Below are 18,528 nucleotides of genomic sequence, written 5' to 3' on the forward strand. Positions count from 1 at the left end.
CACTGGCCACGAACGACGAATAATATGGGCCCGGAGCCGCACGTATCCCGGGCGACACGGATCGGAGGGCCGATGTTCGATCTCCCGGGTGATCCGGTGAGTCTTCGATCCTTCCTGGAACGCTCCCCTGATTTCGTTGCGCTGTCCGATTTCACGGGGAAGATTCTGTACATCAATCCGGCGGGTTCGGAGCTGATCGGGGTCACGGACGTGGCCGATATCGGCCAACTGTCGGCTTTGGATCTGCTGACTTCCGACGGACTCGATCTCACCGACGACATCGCCGCCGGTCTGCTCTCAGAAGGCAAGTGGGAGGGCTACTGCGAGCTGCGCCATCACGTGACCGGTACCGGCATGCCGGTCGTGGTGTCTTCCTATGTGATCAGTCGTGACGACGGTGGCCCCGACGTGGTCGTATCCACCATCAGGCACCGACACACGGTGGAACAGCGCAGTGCCAGGATGGCGGCCGACGCGGTGATCGCCGGTCGTCACGCGCTAGAGCAGAAGGCTCTCGCCGATCTGAGCCGATTCGCCGTCATCGCCGAGCTACCCAGGTTGCTCACCGCAGCAACCGACACTGCCGCCACCTTGATCGGCGTGGGCAACTCCGCCATCGCCCATCTCGAGCACCCGACCGATCCGTACTTGACCATGGACGCGGCCAGCGGTGCACTGGGCGTGCGTCAGAACGTTCCGTCCGGGAACGGTTCGTTGGTGGGATTCGTACTGACGCTCTCGGAGCCTGTCGTGTGCAACGACAGTCACGCCGAGAATCGTTTCCGTACCGACACGATGATCTCTCTCGGCCTCCGCAGCGGCGTCGGAGTCCCCATCTTCACCGCCGCCGGAAAGGTTTGGGGAGTTCTCTCCATCCACAGCGCTGAGGCCCGTCTCTATCGTGACGAAGAAGTATCGTTTCTCAGTTCGGTTGCCGGGATCGTATCCGCGGCGATACGACGCATCGACCTCGAACTCCAACTGCGACGACGGAGTACGCACGACGCCCTGACCGGTCTGCCGAACCGCACCCTCGCGTACGAGGTCATAGATTCGGCGTTGGACCGTGCCAGACAACAGGCAGGCACCGTAGCACTGCTTCTGCTCGACATCGACGACTTCAAGATCATCAACGACAGCCTGGGACACGACGCCGGGGACAGGGCGTTGGTCAAGTTCGTCGAACGGCTCGCCTCGGCAATCAGAGACGCCGACACCATCGCGCGCCTGGGCGGAGACGAATTCTTGATCGTCTGTGAAGGCGTCGACAGCGTTGCTCACGCGGAGGAACTCGCTCGACACATCTCGAGTTCCATCGCCGTTCCCTTCTCCGCCGAAGACGTGCCCATCCCCCTGAGCGCCAGCATCGGTATTGCGGTGTCCGAACCGAATTCGAGTCGGCACGAGCTGATCCACCGCGCCGACTTGGCCATGTACCGCGCAAAGGACAGTGGTACCGGTGGGCATGCAGTGTTCGATCCCACCGATCTCTACGACGCGGATCGCATCAGATCGCTGTCGATCGATCTCCGAGCCGCACTGCTCGCCGATGAACTCACTCTCGCCTACCAACCGTTGGTGGACATCGCCACACGGAAGATCGTTGCCGTGGAGGCGCTCGCCCGCTGGAATCACCGCGAACTCGGCCCCATCGAACCGAGCGAGTTCGTCGGAGTCGCCGAAAGAACCGGTCTTGCAACGCCGTTGGGCGCGTGGGCGCTGCGCACCGCATGCACGGCCGCGGCGCGATGGCGAACGTTCTCCGACATCGTGGTCCGCGTCAACGTCAGCGCGCTTCAACTCCGCGATCCCGATTTTCCCACCGAGGTCGCCTCAGTACTGGAAGAGACAGGACTGCCTGCCTTCGCTCTCGGTCTCGAGGTGACCGAAACCGTGTGGGTCGCCGACACCGAACGGGTCGCCGACACCGTCTCCGCACTGCACGCCATGGGGGTGGCTCTCCTACTCGACGACATGGGCAAAGGCCACAGCTCCATGTCGTATCTCGACCGCTACCCCATGTTCGAGTGCTTCAAGATCGACAAGTCGTACATAGCCCGGCTGCCGGCCCCTCGGGCACGTGCGATCGTCTCGGCAATCGTCTCGCTCGCCCGCGCGTTCGACGTCACCGTCGTCGGCGAGGGTGTCGAAACCGAGGAGCAACTCGACGCACTGGCCGCCACCGGCTGCGACTTCGCGCAGGGATACCTCTTGGGTCGGCCGGTCGGTGCCGGAGCCATCGCCGATCTGCTTCTCGGCGATCGATGAACCCCGACCGCGAGGGGCAGTTCGCCGGCCGCGCACCTGTGGCCTGATCCTGACTTCGAATCATCTGATGCACAGCCGGTTTCGTCGGCATTGGTGTCTGGGGACGGGATCGAGAGCGACTGTTACTTCTTTTCCCCTTTCAATGTATAGCGCACCCAGGGGCTTGCGGCAAGACCCCGTACAGGGCTCAGAATTGCACGCTGCAGCCACGTAGCAATCGATCGGAGTCCTGTGAAACATGCGTACCCGAGTGTTTTCGACCTACCCGACAATCTCGCGCGCAAGCGTGACTCGGCATTGATCGGCCAAGACAAGCAACACTTTTCAGCTATTCGATCGAGTATCGAGAAGTCTCGTCTCGACACGTCGGCACGGCTGGAGGCAGCGCAGAAGTCGTCGGGCCGTATGGGCCGAGAAGTGATGGAACGCGACTTCGAGATACACCGCTTGGGCGGCCGTCTCCGTTCACTGCGTCGGTACGGAGTCGATCTGTGCCTGGGTCGCGTCGTGACCACCGACGCGGAGGAGCCGGTATACATCGGACGACTCGGACTGCTGGGAACCGCGGGCGAGCAACTCCTCGTCGACTGGCGCTCCCCCGCAGCCGAACCGTTCTTCGGCGCTACTCACGCCAATCCCATGGGGCTGCGAAGTCGTCGTAGATACAGGTGGACGAACGGCACCATCACCGACTACTGGGACGAGGTGTTCGACCTGACCGGACCGATCACCGAAGCTGCGCTGGACGATCAGTCCGCCTTCATCACCAGTCTGGGTGCGGCGCGTTCACCTCGAATGCGCGACGTGCTGGGCACCGTCCAGGCAGATCAGGATGCGATCATTCGATCGGACGCCCGCGGCGCGCTGGTCGTCGACGGTGGTCCTGGAACCGGGAAAACCGTGGTCGCACTGCATCGCACCGCGTATCTGCTGTACACGGAGACGCGTCTCGGACACAGCCGCGGCGGCGTGCTGTTCGTCGGCCCACACGAGCCGTACCTCGCCTACGTCTCCGACGTCCTACCGAGTCTGGGCGAGGACGGTGTGCAGACCTGCACTCTTCGAGATCTCGTCGCCGAAGGATCGAACGTGATCGAGGAGACGAATCCTGTTGTGGCGCAATTGAAGGCGACCGCGAACATGAGCGTGGCGATCGAGGCGGCCGTTGCGTTCTACGAACAGCCGCCGACTCGGACCATGATCGTGGAGACCGAATGGGACGATCTGACGTTGACTGCCGCCGATTGGGCCGAGTCGTTCGAGGCACCCGACCCCGGCACTCCGCACAACGAGGCTCGTGAACAGGTTTGGGAATTGCTGCTGACGATTCTGACGGACCGCTACGACGGCGATGAGGCCCCCCACGACATACGAAAGTCACTGCAGAACAACGAGTCTCTACGCGCGGAGCTGGAACGATCCTGGACGATCATCGATGCCGCCGACCTCGTCGCAGACCTGTGGAGCGTGCCGGCGTACCTTCGTTCGTGCGCACCCTGGCTCGCCCCCGAGGATGTCCGCGCACTACAACGACCCGATCCGACGCGATGGACGGTGTCCGATCTGCCGCTGCTCGACGCCGCACGGATAAGGCTGGGAGATCCCGAGCACGCGCGCCGCACTCGGCGCAGGGAGGTAGCCGCGGCTGCGGAGCGCGTGCGGATGGACCGCGTGGTCGATGAACTCATGGCCGCCGACGACGACGAGATGATGGCTGCACAGTTGCGGCAGGACGGGATTCGCGACGCACTCGTCGATTCGGCGGGCTTCGAGGACATCCCGTCGGATCCGTTGGCGGGGCCGTTCGCACACATCGTCGTCGACGAGGCGCAGGAGTTGACCGACGCCCAGTGGCAGATGGTTCTGCGCCGGTGCCCGTCGGGCAGCATCACCATTGTCGGAGACCGCGCGCAAGCGCGACAGGGATTCGCCGAGTCCTGGCGCGAACGGCTTGGACGTGCGGGACTCGACCGGGTCAGGATCGCGACCCTCGGTGTCAATTACCGCACACCGCAGGAAGTCATGGCCGAGGCCGAGCCGGTGATCCGCGCGGCGATGCCGGACGCCAATGTTCCGGTCTCCATCCGCAGCACCGGTGTGCCCGTCGAGTACGGCGACGCGGCACAGCTGGCATCGGTCCTCGATCGCTGGCTGGAGTCGAACGTCGACGGAATCGCCTGCGTCATCGGTGATCCCACGTTTGCTCCGTCGGAGCGCATCCGCTCGCTGACACCGCAGTTGACGAAGGGCCTCGAATTCGATCTGGTCGTCCTGATCGACCCGGATTCGTTCGGATCAGGAATCGCCGGTGCCGTAGACAGGTACGTGGCGATGACGCGAGCGACCGGCCATCTGGTCGTTCTGACCAGTCAGCGCGAGGCCGCGTCGAGGACGTCCAGCACGGCATGAATTGCCGGGCTGGCATCGGCGCTGCGCCGCCACGCGGCCTGCACTTCACGAGCAGGAGCGCGCTCGAGCGGAACCGCGACGAGACCTGCACCGAGCACCGGACGCGCGAGGCGAGGCACGAGAGCGAGGACATCGTCCGCTTCGACCAGCGCGAGTTGCGTGGAGAAGTCGTCCACGAGATGGCGAACGTCGACCTCGGCGGACGTATCGGCGAACAGCCGCCGAAACCACTGGTGACACACCGTCCCGGCCGGGCTCGTCACCCACGGGTACCGAGCGAGTTCGGCATGGGTCAACGCGATCTCGCAGTGGGCGAGGGGGTGGGTGCGCTTCATGATCACGTCGCCGAAATCCGTGTGAATCCGTTGCCGAACGACCGAGGGCGGAGCGGGCGCGGATACTCCGTCTGCATCGTGCACCAGCGCCAGGTCTGCGGTCCCGGCAGACACGCTGTGCAGTGCGCGGTCGGGATCCTCCTCGCTGATGTGCACCGTCAGATCGGGATACCGTCGATTCAGCTCGATCAGCGCGGGTGCCAGCAGCCCACGAACTGCGGTCGAGAAGCCGACCAACCGAACGAGCCCACGTGCGACGCCCTCGTCGGCGGATCGAGCAGCCTCGACGCACCGTTCGAGAGCGTCGAACACGTCCCCTGCGGACTCGACCACCGCCCGACCTGCGGGGGTGAGCACGACTCCCCGACCGGCCTGGGCCAGTACCGGGGTGCCGATCTGCCGTTCGAGTCGTTTGATCTGCTGGGAGATCGCCGAGGAGGTGTAGCCGAGCTCGTCGGCGGCCCGCGCGAGAGTGCCCAGAGCTGCCACAGCGCGCAGGGCGTGCAAAGCACCCATGTCGATCATGAAGCAACAGTACGCAGTAATGCGGAAAATACTTCGCTGGACCTCATGTATCGAGCAGTCCACACTCGGACCATGACCATCGCTCCGTCGCCGGCCTCGACGATCTTCGGCACGAACCTCGTCGCCATGGCGACCCCGATGCACCCCGATGGTTCACTCGACCTTGCGGGCGTCGATGCCCTTCTCGCACACCTGCTGGCTACACGATGCGACGGCGTCGTCATCGCCGGAACGACCGGCGAAGCACCGACCTTGACGGGCCACGAGATCTCGCAGCTGATCGCTCGAGCCCGCAGGCACTCCGGTCACGCTCTTCGCGTGACCGCGGGAATCGGCACCAACAACACCGCCGCGGGGATCGAGATGGCACGGTCCGCGGCGGCAGCCGGCGCCGACGCACTGCTCATCACCGCTCCCTACTATTCGCGCCCCACTCAGGCCGGCATTGCGGAGCACATCGTCGCCATCGCCGAGGCAGGTGGGCTACCGGTCATGGCGTACGACGTCCCGGCGCGCACAGGTGTGGCGATCGAGGCGTCGACGCTCGTCGAGCTCTCTCACCACCCGCTCATCGGTGCTGTCAAGGATGCCAAGGGTGATCTGTACGAGGCCATGACCGTCATGTCCTCGACGGACCTCGCCTACTACTGCGGAATCGACGAACTCGCGCTGCCCTACCTCGCCTCCGGTGCAACAGGATTGGTCAGCGTCACCGGAAACGTGGTGGCAGACCGCTACGCCGAGCTGATCGCGGCAATCCGCGTCGGCGACCTGGACCGAGCGAACGCAGTACAGCGATCGCTCCTGCCGTTGACCGACGCCGTCATGCGCACGACGCAGGGGGCCATCATGGCGAAGGCCGCGCTCGCCAGGATCGGCGTCATCTCCGACGCGACCGTGCGACGCCCACTTCTCGCCTCCTCGGCCGCCGACCTGAGCCGACTCGACGCGGCCCTGTCCGCCACCGGATTCGATCAGGAATCGAGAAGCGAGCAGGCTTCGGTACGACTAGCGTGACTGCTCATGGCGACGAAGAAGGTCTCGGAGGGCTCGGCACGGCATGCTGCCGACAGTCACGATTCGATTCGTGTTCACGGGGCGCGGCAGAACAATCTCCAGGACATCGATGTGGAGCTGCCCAAGCGGCGACTGACCGTGTTCACCGGGGTCTCCGGCTCCGGAAAGAGCTCGCTGGTCTTCAGTACGATTGCGGCCGAATCGCAACGCATGATCAACGAGACCTACAGTGCCTTCGTACAAGGATTCATGCCCACGCTCGGCCGCCCGGATGTCGACGTCATGGACGGACTCACAACGGCCATCATCGTCGATCAACAGCGCATGGGCGCGAATCCTCACTCCACCGTCGGCACCGCAACCGATGCCAACGCCATGCTGCGGATTCTGTTCAGCCGAATCGGAAAGCCGTACATCGGCTCCGCACAGGCCTTTTCGTTCAACGTCGCGTCGGTGTCCGGTGCAGGTGCGTACAAGGTGGACAAGGGCGGCAGGCAGACCACAGAGAAGAAGTCCTTCACCGTGACCGGTGGCATGTGCCCGCGCTGTGAGGGCAGAGGCTCCGTCAGCGACTTCGATCTCACCGCTCTCTACGACGCGAGCAAGTCGCTCAACGAGAGCGCGATCACGATCCCCGGCTACAGCATGGAGGGCTGGTACGGCCGCATATTCCGCGGCTGCGGGTATTTCGACCCGGACAAGCCCATCTCGAAGTACACCAAGAAGGAACTCGACGACCTGCTCTATCGCGAACCGACGAAGATCAAGGTCGACGGCATCAATCTGACCTATTCGGGGCTCGTGCCGCAGATTCAGAAGTCGTTCCTGTCCAAGGACGTCGACGCCATGCAGCCCCACATCCGCGCCTTCGTCGAACGCGCGATCACTTTCACCACCTGCCCGGACTGCCTCGGAACCAGGCTCAACGAAGGTGCTCGGTCGTCGAAGATCAAGGGCATCAACATCGCCGACGCATGTTCGATGCAGATCAGCGACCTGGCGAAGTGGGTGAGCGGCCTGAAGGAACCGTCGGTGGCACCGCTGCTGACCACACTGGGCGAGACCCTCGACTCGTTCGTCGAGATCGGGCTCGGCTACCTGAGCCTGGATCGTCCGTCGGGAACGTTGTCCGGTGGAGAGGCCCAGCGCACCAAAATGATTCGCCACCTCGGATCCTCGTTGACCGACGTGACGTACGTGTTCGACGAGCCGACCACCGGTCTGCATCCCCACGACATCGAGCGGATGAACAACCTGCTGCTTCAGTTGCGGGACAAGGGAAACACCGTACTCGTGGTCGAGCACAAACCCGAGACGATCTCCATCGCAGATCACGTGGTCGATCTGGGCCCCGGCGCGGGAAGCGCGGGCGGGCACGTCTGTTTCGAGGGCACCGTCGACGGATTGCGGCAGAGCGACACCGTCACCGGTCGGCATTTCGACGATCGGGCATCACTGAAGGAATCGGTGCGCGAGTTCTCCGAAGTACTCGAAATCCGCGGCGCGGACTCCCACAATCTGCGCGACGTGGACGTCGACGTTCCACTCGGAGTACTGGTTGTCGTCACCGGCGTCGCAGGCTCGGGCAAGAGTTCGCTCATTCACGGATCGCTCTCGGGGACAGACGATGTGGTGTCGGTCGATCAGGGGGCGATACGCGGGTCGCGGCGGAGCAACCCCGCGACGTACACCGGGTTGCTCGAACCGATCCGCAAGGCGTTCGCCAAGGAGAACGCCGTCAAACCCGCGTTGTTCAGCTCGAACTCCGAAGGCGCGTGCCCGACGTGCAACGGCGCTGGCGTCCTCTACAGCGACCTCGCGATGATGGCCGGGGTGGCCACGACGTGCGAGGAGTGCGAGGGCAAGCGATTCCAGGCATCGGTACTCGAGTACCACTACGGCGGGCGCAACATCGACGAGGTGTTGTCGATGTCGGTCGCCGAGGCCGAGGAATTCTTCTCCGACGGGCCGGCGAAACTGCTCCCGGCACACAGGATTCTGCAGCGATTGAACGACGTCGGACTGGGCTACCTGAAGATCGGCCAGCCGTTGACCACGCTGTCGGGTGGAGAACGCCAACGCCTCAAGCTGGCGACGCACATGGCCGACAAAGGCGGGATCTACGTGCTGGACGAACCCACCACCGGGCTGCACCTCGCCGATGTCGACAAGCTCCTGGGGCTGTTGGACAGGTTGGTCGACTCGGGCAAGTCGGTGATCGTCATCGAGCATCATCAGGCCGTCATGGCCCACGCCGATTGGATCATCGATCTCGGTCCCGGTGCCGGGCACGACGGCGGACTGGTCGTGTTCGAGGGCACGCCGTCCGATCTGGTGGCGGACGGTTCGACCCTGACGGGCAAGCACTTGGCCACGTATGTCGGGAGTTGACGTGCAACCGATTCCCGGCCGGACCGCCGAGGCCGTCTTCACCGAGAAGGTCACCTTCGACTGACCGATATCCTGGACCCTCCATGGTGACCTTGCTGCTTGCGCTTGTCGGATTTGCACTACTCGATTCACTCGACGTGCTGCTGATCGGCGTGACCGCTGCCATCGCTGTGCATTCGAGAACCACCCGCCGGTCTCCTTTCCGAGCCGGGCTGGCGTTCGTCGGCGGAGTGTTCACGGCCACGACCACCTTCGGCATCCTCACCGTTCTCGGCATCGACTTCTTCACCGATCTGTTCGACATCACCATCACTGCCACGCTCCGGTATCGAACGGAACTGGTTGTGGGGCTGGTGCTGATCGGTCTCGGTGCACTGCCCACCACCGAACGTCGCCCGCCGGCGTGGGCAGCCCGCGCCGGCTCGAGCATTCCCGTCGTTGCCCTGACCGGACTGACGATCGGTCTGGTGCAGGGCCCGACGGCAGTGCCGTATCTCGCCGGGTTGACGATGCTCTCCACCTACGATCCCCGTCCGCCGTGGTGGCCGGCCATCGTCGTGGTGTACTGCCTGATCGGGCTGCTACCGCCCATCCTCGTTCTGATTCTGGCGTCGAGGAAGAGTCGACGTTCCCGGCGGGCGTTCACCGCGACCGAACGGGCCCTGACGCGGTACGGCCCGCCGACGGTGCGCGTCATCTTCGTCGTACTCGGTGTCGCACTCGTCGCCGACGCGCTCGTTCATGCCCGAGACCTCCTGTAGGTCGTCGCCGTAAGCTTCTGCGCATGGCACTCGATCATGGCGATCCCGGTGACGCCCCGTCCGTTCCCCCTCCCCTGACCCCCGTCGTCGAGGACCGTCGGCCGTCCGCGGCCGAGGAAGCACGCACGATCGCTGCGTCCACCAACACCGCAACTCTTGCGAGCCTGACCGCGGACGGCGATCCCTGGGCTTCGTTCGTCACGTACGGATTGCTCGACGGCGCTCCGGTTCTGTGTGTCTCGCGAATGGCCGAACATGGACGCAACCTCACCGGTGATCAACGGATGAGCCTGTCGATCGTGGCACCGCAATCGCAGACCGATCCGCTGGCGTCGGGCCGAATCACGCTGGCAGGTGTGGTCGAGCGGCCGGAGGGCGACGAGCTGGCCGCAGCACGCGCGGCGCACCTCGACGGCGTACCGGCGGCGAAGTACTACCTCGACTACAGCGATTTCACGCTCTGGGTCATGCGCGTGCATCGGGTCCGGTGGGTCGGCGGATACGGCCGGATGGATTCTGCAACTGCCGAAGCGTATTCCCAGGCCGCGCCCGATCCGGTGTCGCCGACCTCCGCGTACGCGGTCGAGCACCTCAACGCCGACCACTCGACGTCGCTGACTGCGATGGCCCGCGAACTGGGCGGCTTTCCCGATGCGACGTCCGCGGAGTGCACGGCAGCGGACCGCTACGGACTGGATCTGAAGGTGCACACGCCGCGCGGAATCGCGTACACCAGGGTCGGTTATGCGACTCCGATCGGCTCGGCTGCCGAACTGCGAGCCGCGACCGTGGAACTGGCGAAGCGCGCAGCAGCCGGCCGATAGGTGTGCACTGCCACCACAGACACGACGACCTTGTCGAGACGCCGCGATCGATGGCGACTACCGTTGACCGCACACCGCAATCGTTAGGGAGCAGGTAATGAGCATCCAACCGCTCGAATCGAAGCGTCACCGCGTCGTCGTCATCGGTTCCGGGTTCGGAGGTCTGTTCGGCGTCAAGGCGCTCAAGAAAGCCGACGTCGACATCACCCTCGTCGCCAAGACGACACACCACCTTTTCCAGCCTCTCCTCTATCAGGTCGCGACAGGCATTCTGTCCGTCGGCGAGATCGCTCCCACCACCCGCGTCATTCTGCGCAAGCAGAAAAACGCCGAGGTGCTGCTCGGAGACGTGCTGAACATCGATCTCGAGGCCAAGACGGTGACGTCCAAGCTCCTCGAACGCATCACCGTCACTCCGTTCGACAGCCTGATCGTCGCTGCAGGCGCACAGCAGTCCTACTTCGGCAACGACCACTTCGCCGAGTTCGCGCCCGGCATGAAGACCATCGACGATGCACTCGAACTGCGAGGACGCATCCTCGGTGCGTTCGAGCAGGCCGAACTCTCCGACGATCAGGAGGAGAAGGACCGCCTCATGACCTTCGTGGTCGTCGGCGCGGGTCCCACCGGTGTCGAGCTCGCCGGGCAGATCGCCGAGCTCGCCGATCGCACCCTCGACGGAGCTTTCCGCAACATCGATCCGCGTGACGCCCGCGTCATCCTGCTCGACGCCGCTCCCGCCGTGCTGCCGCCGATGGGTGAGAAGCTCGGCCGCAAGGCTGCCGAGCGGCTCGAGAAGCTCGGCGTGGAAATCCAGCTCAACGCGATGGTCACCGACGTCGACAACGACGGCCTGACCGTCAAGGAGAAGGACGGCACGACGCGTCGCATCGAGGCGCAGTGCAAGGTCTGGTCCGCAGGCGTGCAGGGCAGCCCACTCGGCAAGCAGCTCGCCGACCAGTCCGGATCCGAGACCGATCGCGCCGGACGCGTGCTGGTCGAACCGGACCTCACCGTCAAGGGTCACCCGAACGTGTTCGTGGTCGGCGACCTGATGTCGGTCAAGGACGTTCCGGGCATGGCGCAGGGCGCCATTCAGGGAGCGACCTACGCTGCCAAGCTGATCAAGGCGTCGGTCAAGGGCCAGGACGATCCCGCGCAGCGGGCCCCGTTCAAGTACTTCGACAAGGGTTCGATGGCGACGGTGTCGCGATTCAACGCCGTCGCCAAGGTCGGCAAGCTCGAGTTCGGTGGATTCATCGCCTGGCTCATGTGGCTCGCTCTGCACCTGTACTACCTCGTGGGCTACCGCAGCCGCATCACGACCGTCATCTCGTGGTTCGTGACGTTCCTCGGCAAGGGCCGCGCGCAGATGGCGTCGACCGAACAGCAGGTGTTCGCGCGATTGGCCATCGAGCAACTCAACTCCCTCGAACGTGCAGGTGCCGTCAAGACGGACGCAGCCGATCAGGAGCAGGAACGCGAGAAGGCCGCAGGCTGATCAGCAGCTGACCCGTCGCTACGACTACGACGCACGGGCCGACGACATTCCGTCGGCCCGTGCGTCGTTCGTTTGTCGGGGCTGTCTCAGCCGAGCGAATCGACAGGCTGTAGACGACGCCCCACCGAGGTACTCAGCGAACCGCCTCCGGCCAGCGCCAGCCGGACGGAACCGTCTGCCAGATCGACCTCGGACGCCCGAGTATCGGGATACCTCAGCGTGCTGGACATCGACAGCGGTGCCGACAACGCGTCGTGCGCAACCGATCCCGCACCCAGTTCCACCCGATGACGCAGCAGCGGGCTGCCTCCGACGTCGCATCGCATCGCACTGCTCCACTGTCCCGACGCTTCCTCGAAGCGGCCGATCTGCGTTCGCTCTCGTAACCACAGAGTCGAATCCTGTTCCAGCACAACGGTGTTGATCACCGAGTGCGAGGCATCGGAGACGACGACCATCGGTTCCGGGTCGAAGACCAGCGACGCACCTGCACCGACCTCGAAGTGCCACTGCGCGGAGGAGTGACGATGCAGCCCACCGGGCATAGCCAACGAGGCTGCGACACTGCGCACCTCCAGGTGCGCGCCGGCCGCCACCGAGATTCTGACCACGATGGTGTCACCGCCGAGAGGAGTTGCCGCCGTTCCGATCAGGTGAACCGTGTCCGGTCCGGTCTGTCGGCCGGCGAGTCCGCCCACCGAGGTGATGCGTGGGCTGCGGCTGCGGCTCGCGTCGATGCAGAGCTCTGTGTGCATCGACGCTCAGTGTGTGTGGGCGTGCGCGTCGGCGTCGGCGATCACCTTCAGCTGCTCCCGCACCCACTCGAGCACCATGGTCGCCGCCGGATCGTCGGTGAGGGAGATCAGCGCAGTCGGGCGCCCCTCGCGTACCTGAGCCGCGTCCCGTTCCATGACACCGAGATCAGCTCCGACGTACGGAGCGAGGTCGGTCTTGTTGACGACCAACAGGTCGGAGAACGTCACACCGGGACCGCCCTTACGCGGCACCTTGTCTCCCCCGGCCACGTCGACGACGAATATCTGCACGTCGATCAGACCGGACGAGAACGTCGCCGTCAGATTGTCGCCACCGGATTCCACGAGAATCAGATCCAGGGGCGGGTTGTTCTCGATCAGATCGTCGATGGCGTCGAGATTGGCCGTGATGTCGTCTCGGATCGCGGTGTGTGGGCATCCACCGGTCTGGACCGCCGTGATGCGCTCGTCGGGCAACACGGCGTGCCGACGCAGGAAGTCCGCGTCCTCGGTGGTGTAGATGTCATTGGTGAGTACGGCGAGCGAAAGTTCGTCGCGCAGTTCGCGGCACAGCGCAGCAACCAACGCCGTCTTCCCGGAACCGACGGGTCCACCGATGCCGACGCGCAGCGCGTCACCTGCCACCCGTGCGCGCTTGGGCCGATCCAAACCGTGGTCGTGGGGCTCACCGTCGATCAGGTGCGGGGGCATGTCGAACTCCTTGTCGCTAGAGAAAAAATGGATCCGTACTCAGGATACGAACAACGGCCGATCGCGGACGGCGTGGGCTTCGGCGAACATGTCCAGCAACGGATCCGACAACTCCATCAGCTCGGGCAGGCACTCGCACAACGCCGCGGTCACGTCGTCGCAGAAGTCGCCCAACCGGATGGTGCACGCCGCGACCTCGGCCGGATCGAGCGCGAGCAGACGCTGGGCGGCAATCGCCGACCCGGTCATGGTGATGTACACCTGCACGGCGGCCGTGTCGGTAACCGACAGGCCCGCCGCGAGTCCGACGTGTCCGGCGGCAACGGCCAGATGCGGCTTGCGGCCGATGGCCGCCCAATCATGATGCGGCCAAGCAGATTTGGCCAGCCGAAGCAGTCCGCGGCCCTGAGCACGGGAAGCGGACCTCGCGGCCGGGGACGGTGTTCGTGCGTCGGATTCGGCATCTGCCTCGTCCGTGCTCGACGACCCGTACACCAGCGATGCGGCAATGGACGCCGTTGTGGCCCCGGAGGTTCGGATGCGGCGTCGCAGAAACGCCTCGAGCGTCGCGATGTCTCGGACGAAGCCCGAGGCGATCGCTTCCTCCACGCCGCCGGAATGCACGTGGCCACCGGTGGGCAGCCGTGAATCCGCAAGCGAGAGAAGCGTGGTCACCTGCAGTCGGGCATCGGGCATCAGAAGAGGAAGTATCGCTGCGCCATCGGCAGTTCGGTTGCCGGCTGCTCCGTCCACACGTCCCCGTCGATACGGACCGTGAAGGTATCGGGATCGACTCGGATGTCGGGCAGAGCGTCGTTGAGTGCCATGTCCGACTTCCTGACACCGCGCACGTTCTTGACCGGAACCAACCGACGATCGCAGTTCAGACGTCCGGCCAGTCCGTCCTCGATCGCCTGCGGGGCAACGAAATGCAGCGACGTCGCGGCGGCTGCCTTCGGCGACGCCCCGAACATAGGACGTGGCAGTTCGGGTTGTGGGGTCGGGATGGACGCGTTGGCATCGCCCATGGCAGCCCAGGCGATCATGCCGCCCTTGATGACCATGTGGGGACGCACCCCGAAGAATGCCGGATCCCACAGCACCAGGTCGGCGAGTTTGCCCGGCTCGATCGAACCTATCTCGTCGTCGAGGCCATGTGCGACGGCCGGGCAGATGGTGTACTTGGCGACGTAGCGCATGACTCGGTTGTTGTCGGCTCCGTTGTCACCTGCGAGGAAGCCGCGACGAGACTTCATCACGTGGGCCGTCTGCCAGGTGCGCAGAACCACCTCGCCTATCCGGCCCATCGCCTGAGCGTCGCTGCCGATCATCGAGATCGCACCCATGTCGTGCAGCAGGTCCTCGGCTGCGATCGTCGACGGCCGAATTCGGCTCTCGGCGAAGGCCAGATCCTCCGGAATCGACGGACTGAGGTGGTGGCACACCATCAGCATGTCGAGATGCTCGTCCAGGGTGTTGACGGTGTGGGGCCGCGTCGGGTTGGTCGAGCTGGGGAGGACGTGCGGCTGCGCCGCCACGGTGATGATGTCGGGTGCGTGCCCGCCGCCCGCACCCTCGGTGTGATACGCGTGAATTCCGCGTCCCCTGATCGCATCGAGGGTGGTCTCGACGAATCCGGCCTCGTTGAGAGTGTCCGAGTGCAACGCTGCCTGAACGCCTGCGTCCTCGCACACTCGCAGGCACGCGTCGATCGCGGCCGGGGTCGATCCCCAGTCCTCGTGCAGTTTGAAACCCGATGCGCCGGCGCGCAATTGCTCCCACATCGAGTCGGGATTGACCGTGTTGCCCTTGCCGAGGAGCACGATGTTCATCGGCCAGTCGTCCAGTGACTCGAGCATCCGAGACAGGTGCCATGCGCCCGGGGTGACGGTGGTGGCCTTGCTCCCTTCGGCGGGACCGGTACCGCCTGCGATCACCGTGGTGATGCCGCCACCGAGAGCCTCCTCCTTGATCTGCGGGCAGATCAGGTGGACGTGGCAGTCGATACCGCCTGCGGTGACGATCTTTCCGTTGCCCGCGATGATCTCGGTGGACGGGCCGATGACGAGATCGGGATGCACCCCGGTCATGGTGTCGGGATTGCCCGCCTTGCCCAGCGCCACGATGCGTCCGTCGCGGATACCGAGATCGGCCTTGATGATTCCCCAGTAGTCGACGACGACAACCCCGGTGATGACCGTATCGGGAGCGCCGTCGGCGCGGGTGGCTCGGGACTGACCCATCGATTCACGGATCACCTTGCCACCGCCGAACACGGCCTCCTCACCGGCGTTGCCGGGGCCACCACTGCGGTCCTCGGTGACCTCGATCAGAAGATCGGTGTCTGCCAAGCGGATTCGATCACCCGTGGTGGGACCGAACAACTGGGCGTATCGACTGCGACTCATACGCGCCATCAGCTGTCCAACTTTCCGGGAGGTGTCATGCTCAATCCGTGTACCTCGCGCGTGCCGCCGAGGGGCACGAGCCGAATCGTCTGTTCTATGCCGGGCTCGAAACGCACCGCCGTGCCCGCAGGGATGTCGAGGCGGCAGCCGTGCGCCCGTTCGCGGTCGAACTGCAGAGCTGCGTTCGACTGCGGGAAATGCACGTGGCTACCCACCTGTACCGGTCGATCTCCCGCGTTGACGACGGCCATAGAGATCACCTCGGCGCCGTCGTTGATCTCGATGTCGCCTGCGACGGTAATGATCTCGCCCGGAATCAGGTGACCGTCACCCCGCTTCGGAGAGATCGGCTCGTGCACCGTGATCAGTTTCGTGCCGTCCGGGAAGGTCGCTTCGACCATCACCTCGGGGAGCAACTCGGGCACGCCGTCGATGACGTCGTCGGCCCCGAGAATCTCGCGACCCGAGGACATCAGGTCTGCGACCGACCGGCCGTCGCGGGCACCCTCGAGGAGATGATCGGTGATGACCGCGATCGCCTCGGGGTGATTGAGTTTGAGGCCGCGTGCCTGGCGACGCCGAGCGAGCTCGGCCGCGTAGCTGACGAGCAGTCGGTCCTGCTCGTGCGGAGACAACCGCATTGGAGTTCTCCGTCCCGATCGGTGATGGTGCCCGGCAATTCTGACACGCTTACGACCCGCCGGCAGCGGAGCGCGCCGACGCACCTCATCCGAGCGGCACGGTCACCGATCGATCGAGCAGTCCCCGCAGCACGTTTCGGTCGATGCCGGCAGCCACGTTCTGCAACTCGGCGATGCCGAATGCGCCCGAATCCAGGCCCCGCACCAGAACGCCTGCCAACGCCTGCGCTGTCGCCGGCTCGTCCATCACCTCACCACCCTGGCGGTCGAGGTAGCTGCCCAGCCGAGCAGCAGCGACCGGCATGGCCTGACGGAAGAAGCCGAATGTCGCCGCCCATCGCGTCACCAGGTGGCCGGGATGCATGTCCCAACCCTGATAGAAACCACGCTCGAGGGATCTGGTCACCAGCTCGAAATGTCGACGCGCGGACGCGGCCACCTGCGCGGAATCGCCCGTCGGCACCACCTGAGTCGAACCGTCGCACACCCATACCCCGGTTTGCGCCGCTGCCGCCAGCATGACGTTCTTCGCATGGTCCGCGACCGGATGGGCCAGTGACTGTTGTGCAGAGGTGATTCCGCAGGCGGCGCTGTAGTCGTAGGTACCGTAGTGCAGGGCGGTGCAGCGGCCGTCCGCCCTGGTGATCGCCCTCGCGAGGGTCGCCGTTCCGTCGGCCCCGATCACCGCCTGTGGGCTCTCGATCTGCAGCTCGAAGCGAAGGGCGCGATCGGGCAGGCCGTGCGCACGCTCGAGTTCCTCGCACAGGGCGACCACAGCGGCTACCTGCGAGGCGGCACGGAGCTTGGGTACGGTGAACACGAAGCCGTCGGGTACTCCCCCGGCTCCGTCCAGGACCAGCTCCAGGGTGCGAATTCCACGCCGACGCTCATGTGCGGCAAGCCCTTTGGCGCGGATCCCGAGCCACGTCGGTCCGGCCGGATCTTCGGCCAAGGTGGACAGTGTTGTCCCGACTGCGGTCGCGTGGCGGTCCTCGACGGCGTCGGATCGCCATCCGTAACCGTCCTCGAAATCGAATCTGAGGTCCTGGATGGGCGCACTTCCGAGCCGGTCGCGTACGAGAGGTAAGGCGTTCTGGGTGTCGAGTCCGGCGAACACCTCGGGGTGGGCGTCCAGGATTGCCAGAGCGGCAGCACCCCATTCGGCGGACACAGCCGCCGACGCATCCGAGGCCGATACGTAGACGGTGTGAGAGGGCTGGCCACCGACTCGGTCGCCCGGATAATGCTGCGCGAGTTCGTCGTCGATGGGACCGAACAGTGATTCGAGGCGATCGAAGGCGTCGGCAGTCAGTGAAGTTGCGCCCGGCCGGATGGAAGAGTCGGCGCTGTCGCTGTGTCCCGTCATGGGCATCACTGTCCCAGATGCGCCGTGTTTTCGATATTCGCCAGCCGGACCTTGCCCTGAGCAACCAGGCGTCCACTCTCGTCCGTCATGTCGACCTGCCAGAGCTGCTGGGTGCGGCCCCGATGAATCGGATGTCCGTGCGCGGCCAGGGTTCCCGATCGAGTCGCGCGCAGGAAGTCGGTGTTGTTGTTGGTTCCGACCACGTGCCCCCGGGAGCCGAACCAGGCCGATCCGCCGATACTCGCCACCGACTCGACCACCGAGCACAAAACCCCGCCGTGCATGATTCCGGCCGGCTGATGGAGCTGCGGAGTGACGGTCCATTCCGCGCGCACCTCGTCGCCGGACACCTCGAGGTACCGCAGGCCGATGACCCCGTCGAATCCTCGTGCACACAATTCGGTGAGCTGTTCCGGCGTCATGGTGTCGAAGGAGGTCTCCCCCGTGGTGCCGTTCGAGTCCGTCATTGCTGTGCCTTTCGGTTGCGTCGAGAGGGTGGCCGACTCGGCAGTCGGCTCCCGTTCAGGGATACACGACGATGGACCCACAAAAATCGGTGGGCCTCTCGTTCGCGAAGAACGAGAGGCCCACCGTGGCAAGGACCGGGAGTCACTGC

The 18,528-nt window shown here is 65.0% G+C and carries 15 protein-coding genes; 7 read left to right on the forward strand and 8 right to left on the reverse strand.

The features are described 5' to 3' along the window. Positions 1-72: 72 nt before the first annotated feature. Entirely contained in the window at positions 73-2,268 is a 2,196-nt protein-coding gene (locus AB0362_RS03345) for an EAL domain-containing protein (RefSeq protein ID WP_317810433.1), read from the forward strand. A 231-nt stretch (positions 2,269-2,499) separates the two neighbouring features. Then, positions 2,500-4,677, forward strand: coding sequence for an RNA polymerase recycling motor ATPase HelR (gene helR, locus AB0362_RS03350; RefSeq protein ID WP_317810435.1), 2,178 nt, complete (start codon positions 2,500-2,502; stop codon positions 4,675-4,677). On the opposite strand, the gene AB0362_RS03355 is transcribed toward helR, so the two are convergent. Further along, the gene (locus AB0362_RS03355; RefSeq protein WP_317810438.1) at positions 4,638-5,537 is read right to left on the reverse strand and encodes a LysR family transcriptional regulator; all 900 of its coding nucleotides are present in this window, start codon (positions 5,535-5,537) and stop codon (positions 4,638-4,640) included. The genes helR and AB0362_RS03355 overlap by 40 nt on opposite strands. Before the next feature lie 72 nt (positions 5,538-5,609). Between AB0362_RS03355 and dapA the strand changes: the two genes are divergently transcribed. The 5 genes from dapA (at position 5,610) to AB0362_RS03380 (ending at position 12,031) form a co-directional block, all read left to right on the forward strand. Continuing rightward, positions 5,610-6,554, forward strand: coding sequence for a 4-hydroxy-tetrahydrodipicolinate synthase (gene dapA / locus AB0362_RS03360; protein ID WP_317810439.1), 945 nt, complete (start codon positions 5,610-5,612; stop codon positions 6,552-6,554). Positions 6,555-6,560: 6 nt separating this feature from the next. Then, entirely contained in the window at positions 6,561-8,945 is a 2,385-nt protein-coding gene (locus tag AB0362_RS03365; protein ID WP_317810440.1) for an excinuclease ABC subunit UvrA, read from the forward strand. 83 nt (positions 8,946-9,028) lie between these two features. Then, positions 9,029-9,706: a GAP family protein gene (locus tag AB0362_RS03370; RefSeq protein ID WP_317810441.1), complete on the forward strand. Its 678-nt coding sequence runs from the start codon at positions 9,029-9,031 to the stop codon at positions 9,704-9,706. A gap of 23 nt (positions 9,707-9,729) precedes the next feature. Continuing rightward, complete coding sequence (locus AB0362_RS03375; protein ID WP_317810443.1) at positions 9,730-10,530, forward strand: DUF2470 domain-containing protein; 801 nt, start codon at positions 9,730-9,732, stop codon at positions 10,528-10,530. Between the two features lie 97 nt (positions 10,531-10,627). Then, positions 10,628-12,031 carry an NAD(P)/FAD-dependent oxidoreductase gene (locus AB0362_RS03380; protein WP_269594078.1) on the forward strand — a complete coding sequence of 468 codons (1,404 nt, stop codon included), beginning with the start codon at positions 10,628-10,630 and terminating at the stop codon, positions 12,029-12,031. An 86-nt stretch (positions 12,032-12,117) separates the two neighbouring features. Here AB0362_RS03380 and AB0362_RS03385 read toward each other — a convergent pair whose 3' ends face one another. The 7 genes from AB0362_RS03385 to AB0362_RS03415 form a co-directional block, all read right to left on the reverse strand. After that, a complete protein-coding gene (locus tag AB0362_RS03385; protein WP_269594077.1) occupies positions 12,118-12,786 on the reverse strand; it encodes an urease accessory protein UreD in 669 nt (222 codons plus the stop codon). A 6-nt stretch (positions 12,787-12,792) separates the two neighbouring features. Continuing rightward, entirely contained in the window at positions 12,793-13,497 is a 705-nt protein-coding gene (ureG, locus tag AB0362_RS03390; protein WP_094641747.1) for an urease accessory protein UreG, read from the reverse strand. 39 nt (positions 13,498-13,536) lie between these two features. Then, positions 13,537-14,193, reverse strand: coding sequence for an urease accessory UreF family protein (locus tag AB0362_RS03395; protein ID WP_366234798.1), 657 nt, complete (start codon positions 14,191-14,193; stop codon positions 13,537-13,539). Then, a complete protein-coding gene (locus AB0362_RS03400) occupies positions 14,193-15,914 on the reverse strand; it encodes an urease subunit alpha (protein ID WP_094641743.1) in 1,722 nt (573 codons plus the stop codon). Before AB0362_RS03400 ends, AB0362_RS03395 begins: the two co-directional genes overlap by 1 nt. Further along, complete coding sequence (locus AB0362_RS03405; protein WP_094670151.1) at positions 15,914-16,546, reverse strand: urease subunit gamma; 633 nt, start codon at positions 16,544-16,546, stop codon at positions 15,914-15,916. Before AB0362_RS03405 ends, AB0362_RS03400 begins: the two co-directional genes overlap by 1 nt. Before the next feature lie 85 nt (positions 16,547-16,631). Then, a complete protein-coding gene (locus tag AB0362_RS03410) occupies positions 16,632-17,912 on the reverse strand; it encodes an aldolase/citrate lyase family protein (RefSeq protein WP_366234799.1) in 1,281 nt (426 codons plus the stop codon). Positions 17,913-17,917: 5 nt separating this feature from the next. Beyond that, a complete protein-coding gene (locus AB0362_RS03415) occupies positions 17,918-18,334 on the reverse strand; it encodes a PaaI family thioesterase (RefSeq protein ID WP_300523231.1) in 417 nt (138 codons plus the stop codon). Between the last annotated feature and the right edge of the window lie 194 nt (positions 18,335-18,528).

The sequence above is a fragment of the Rhodococcus sp. NPDC079359 genome (genome assembly GCF_040702585.1).
In the GTDB taxonomy this organism is placed as follows: Bacteria; Actinomycetota; Actinomycetes; order Mycobacteriales; family Mycobacteriaceae; genus Rhodococcoides.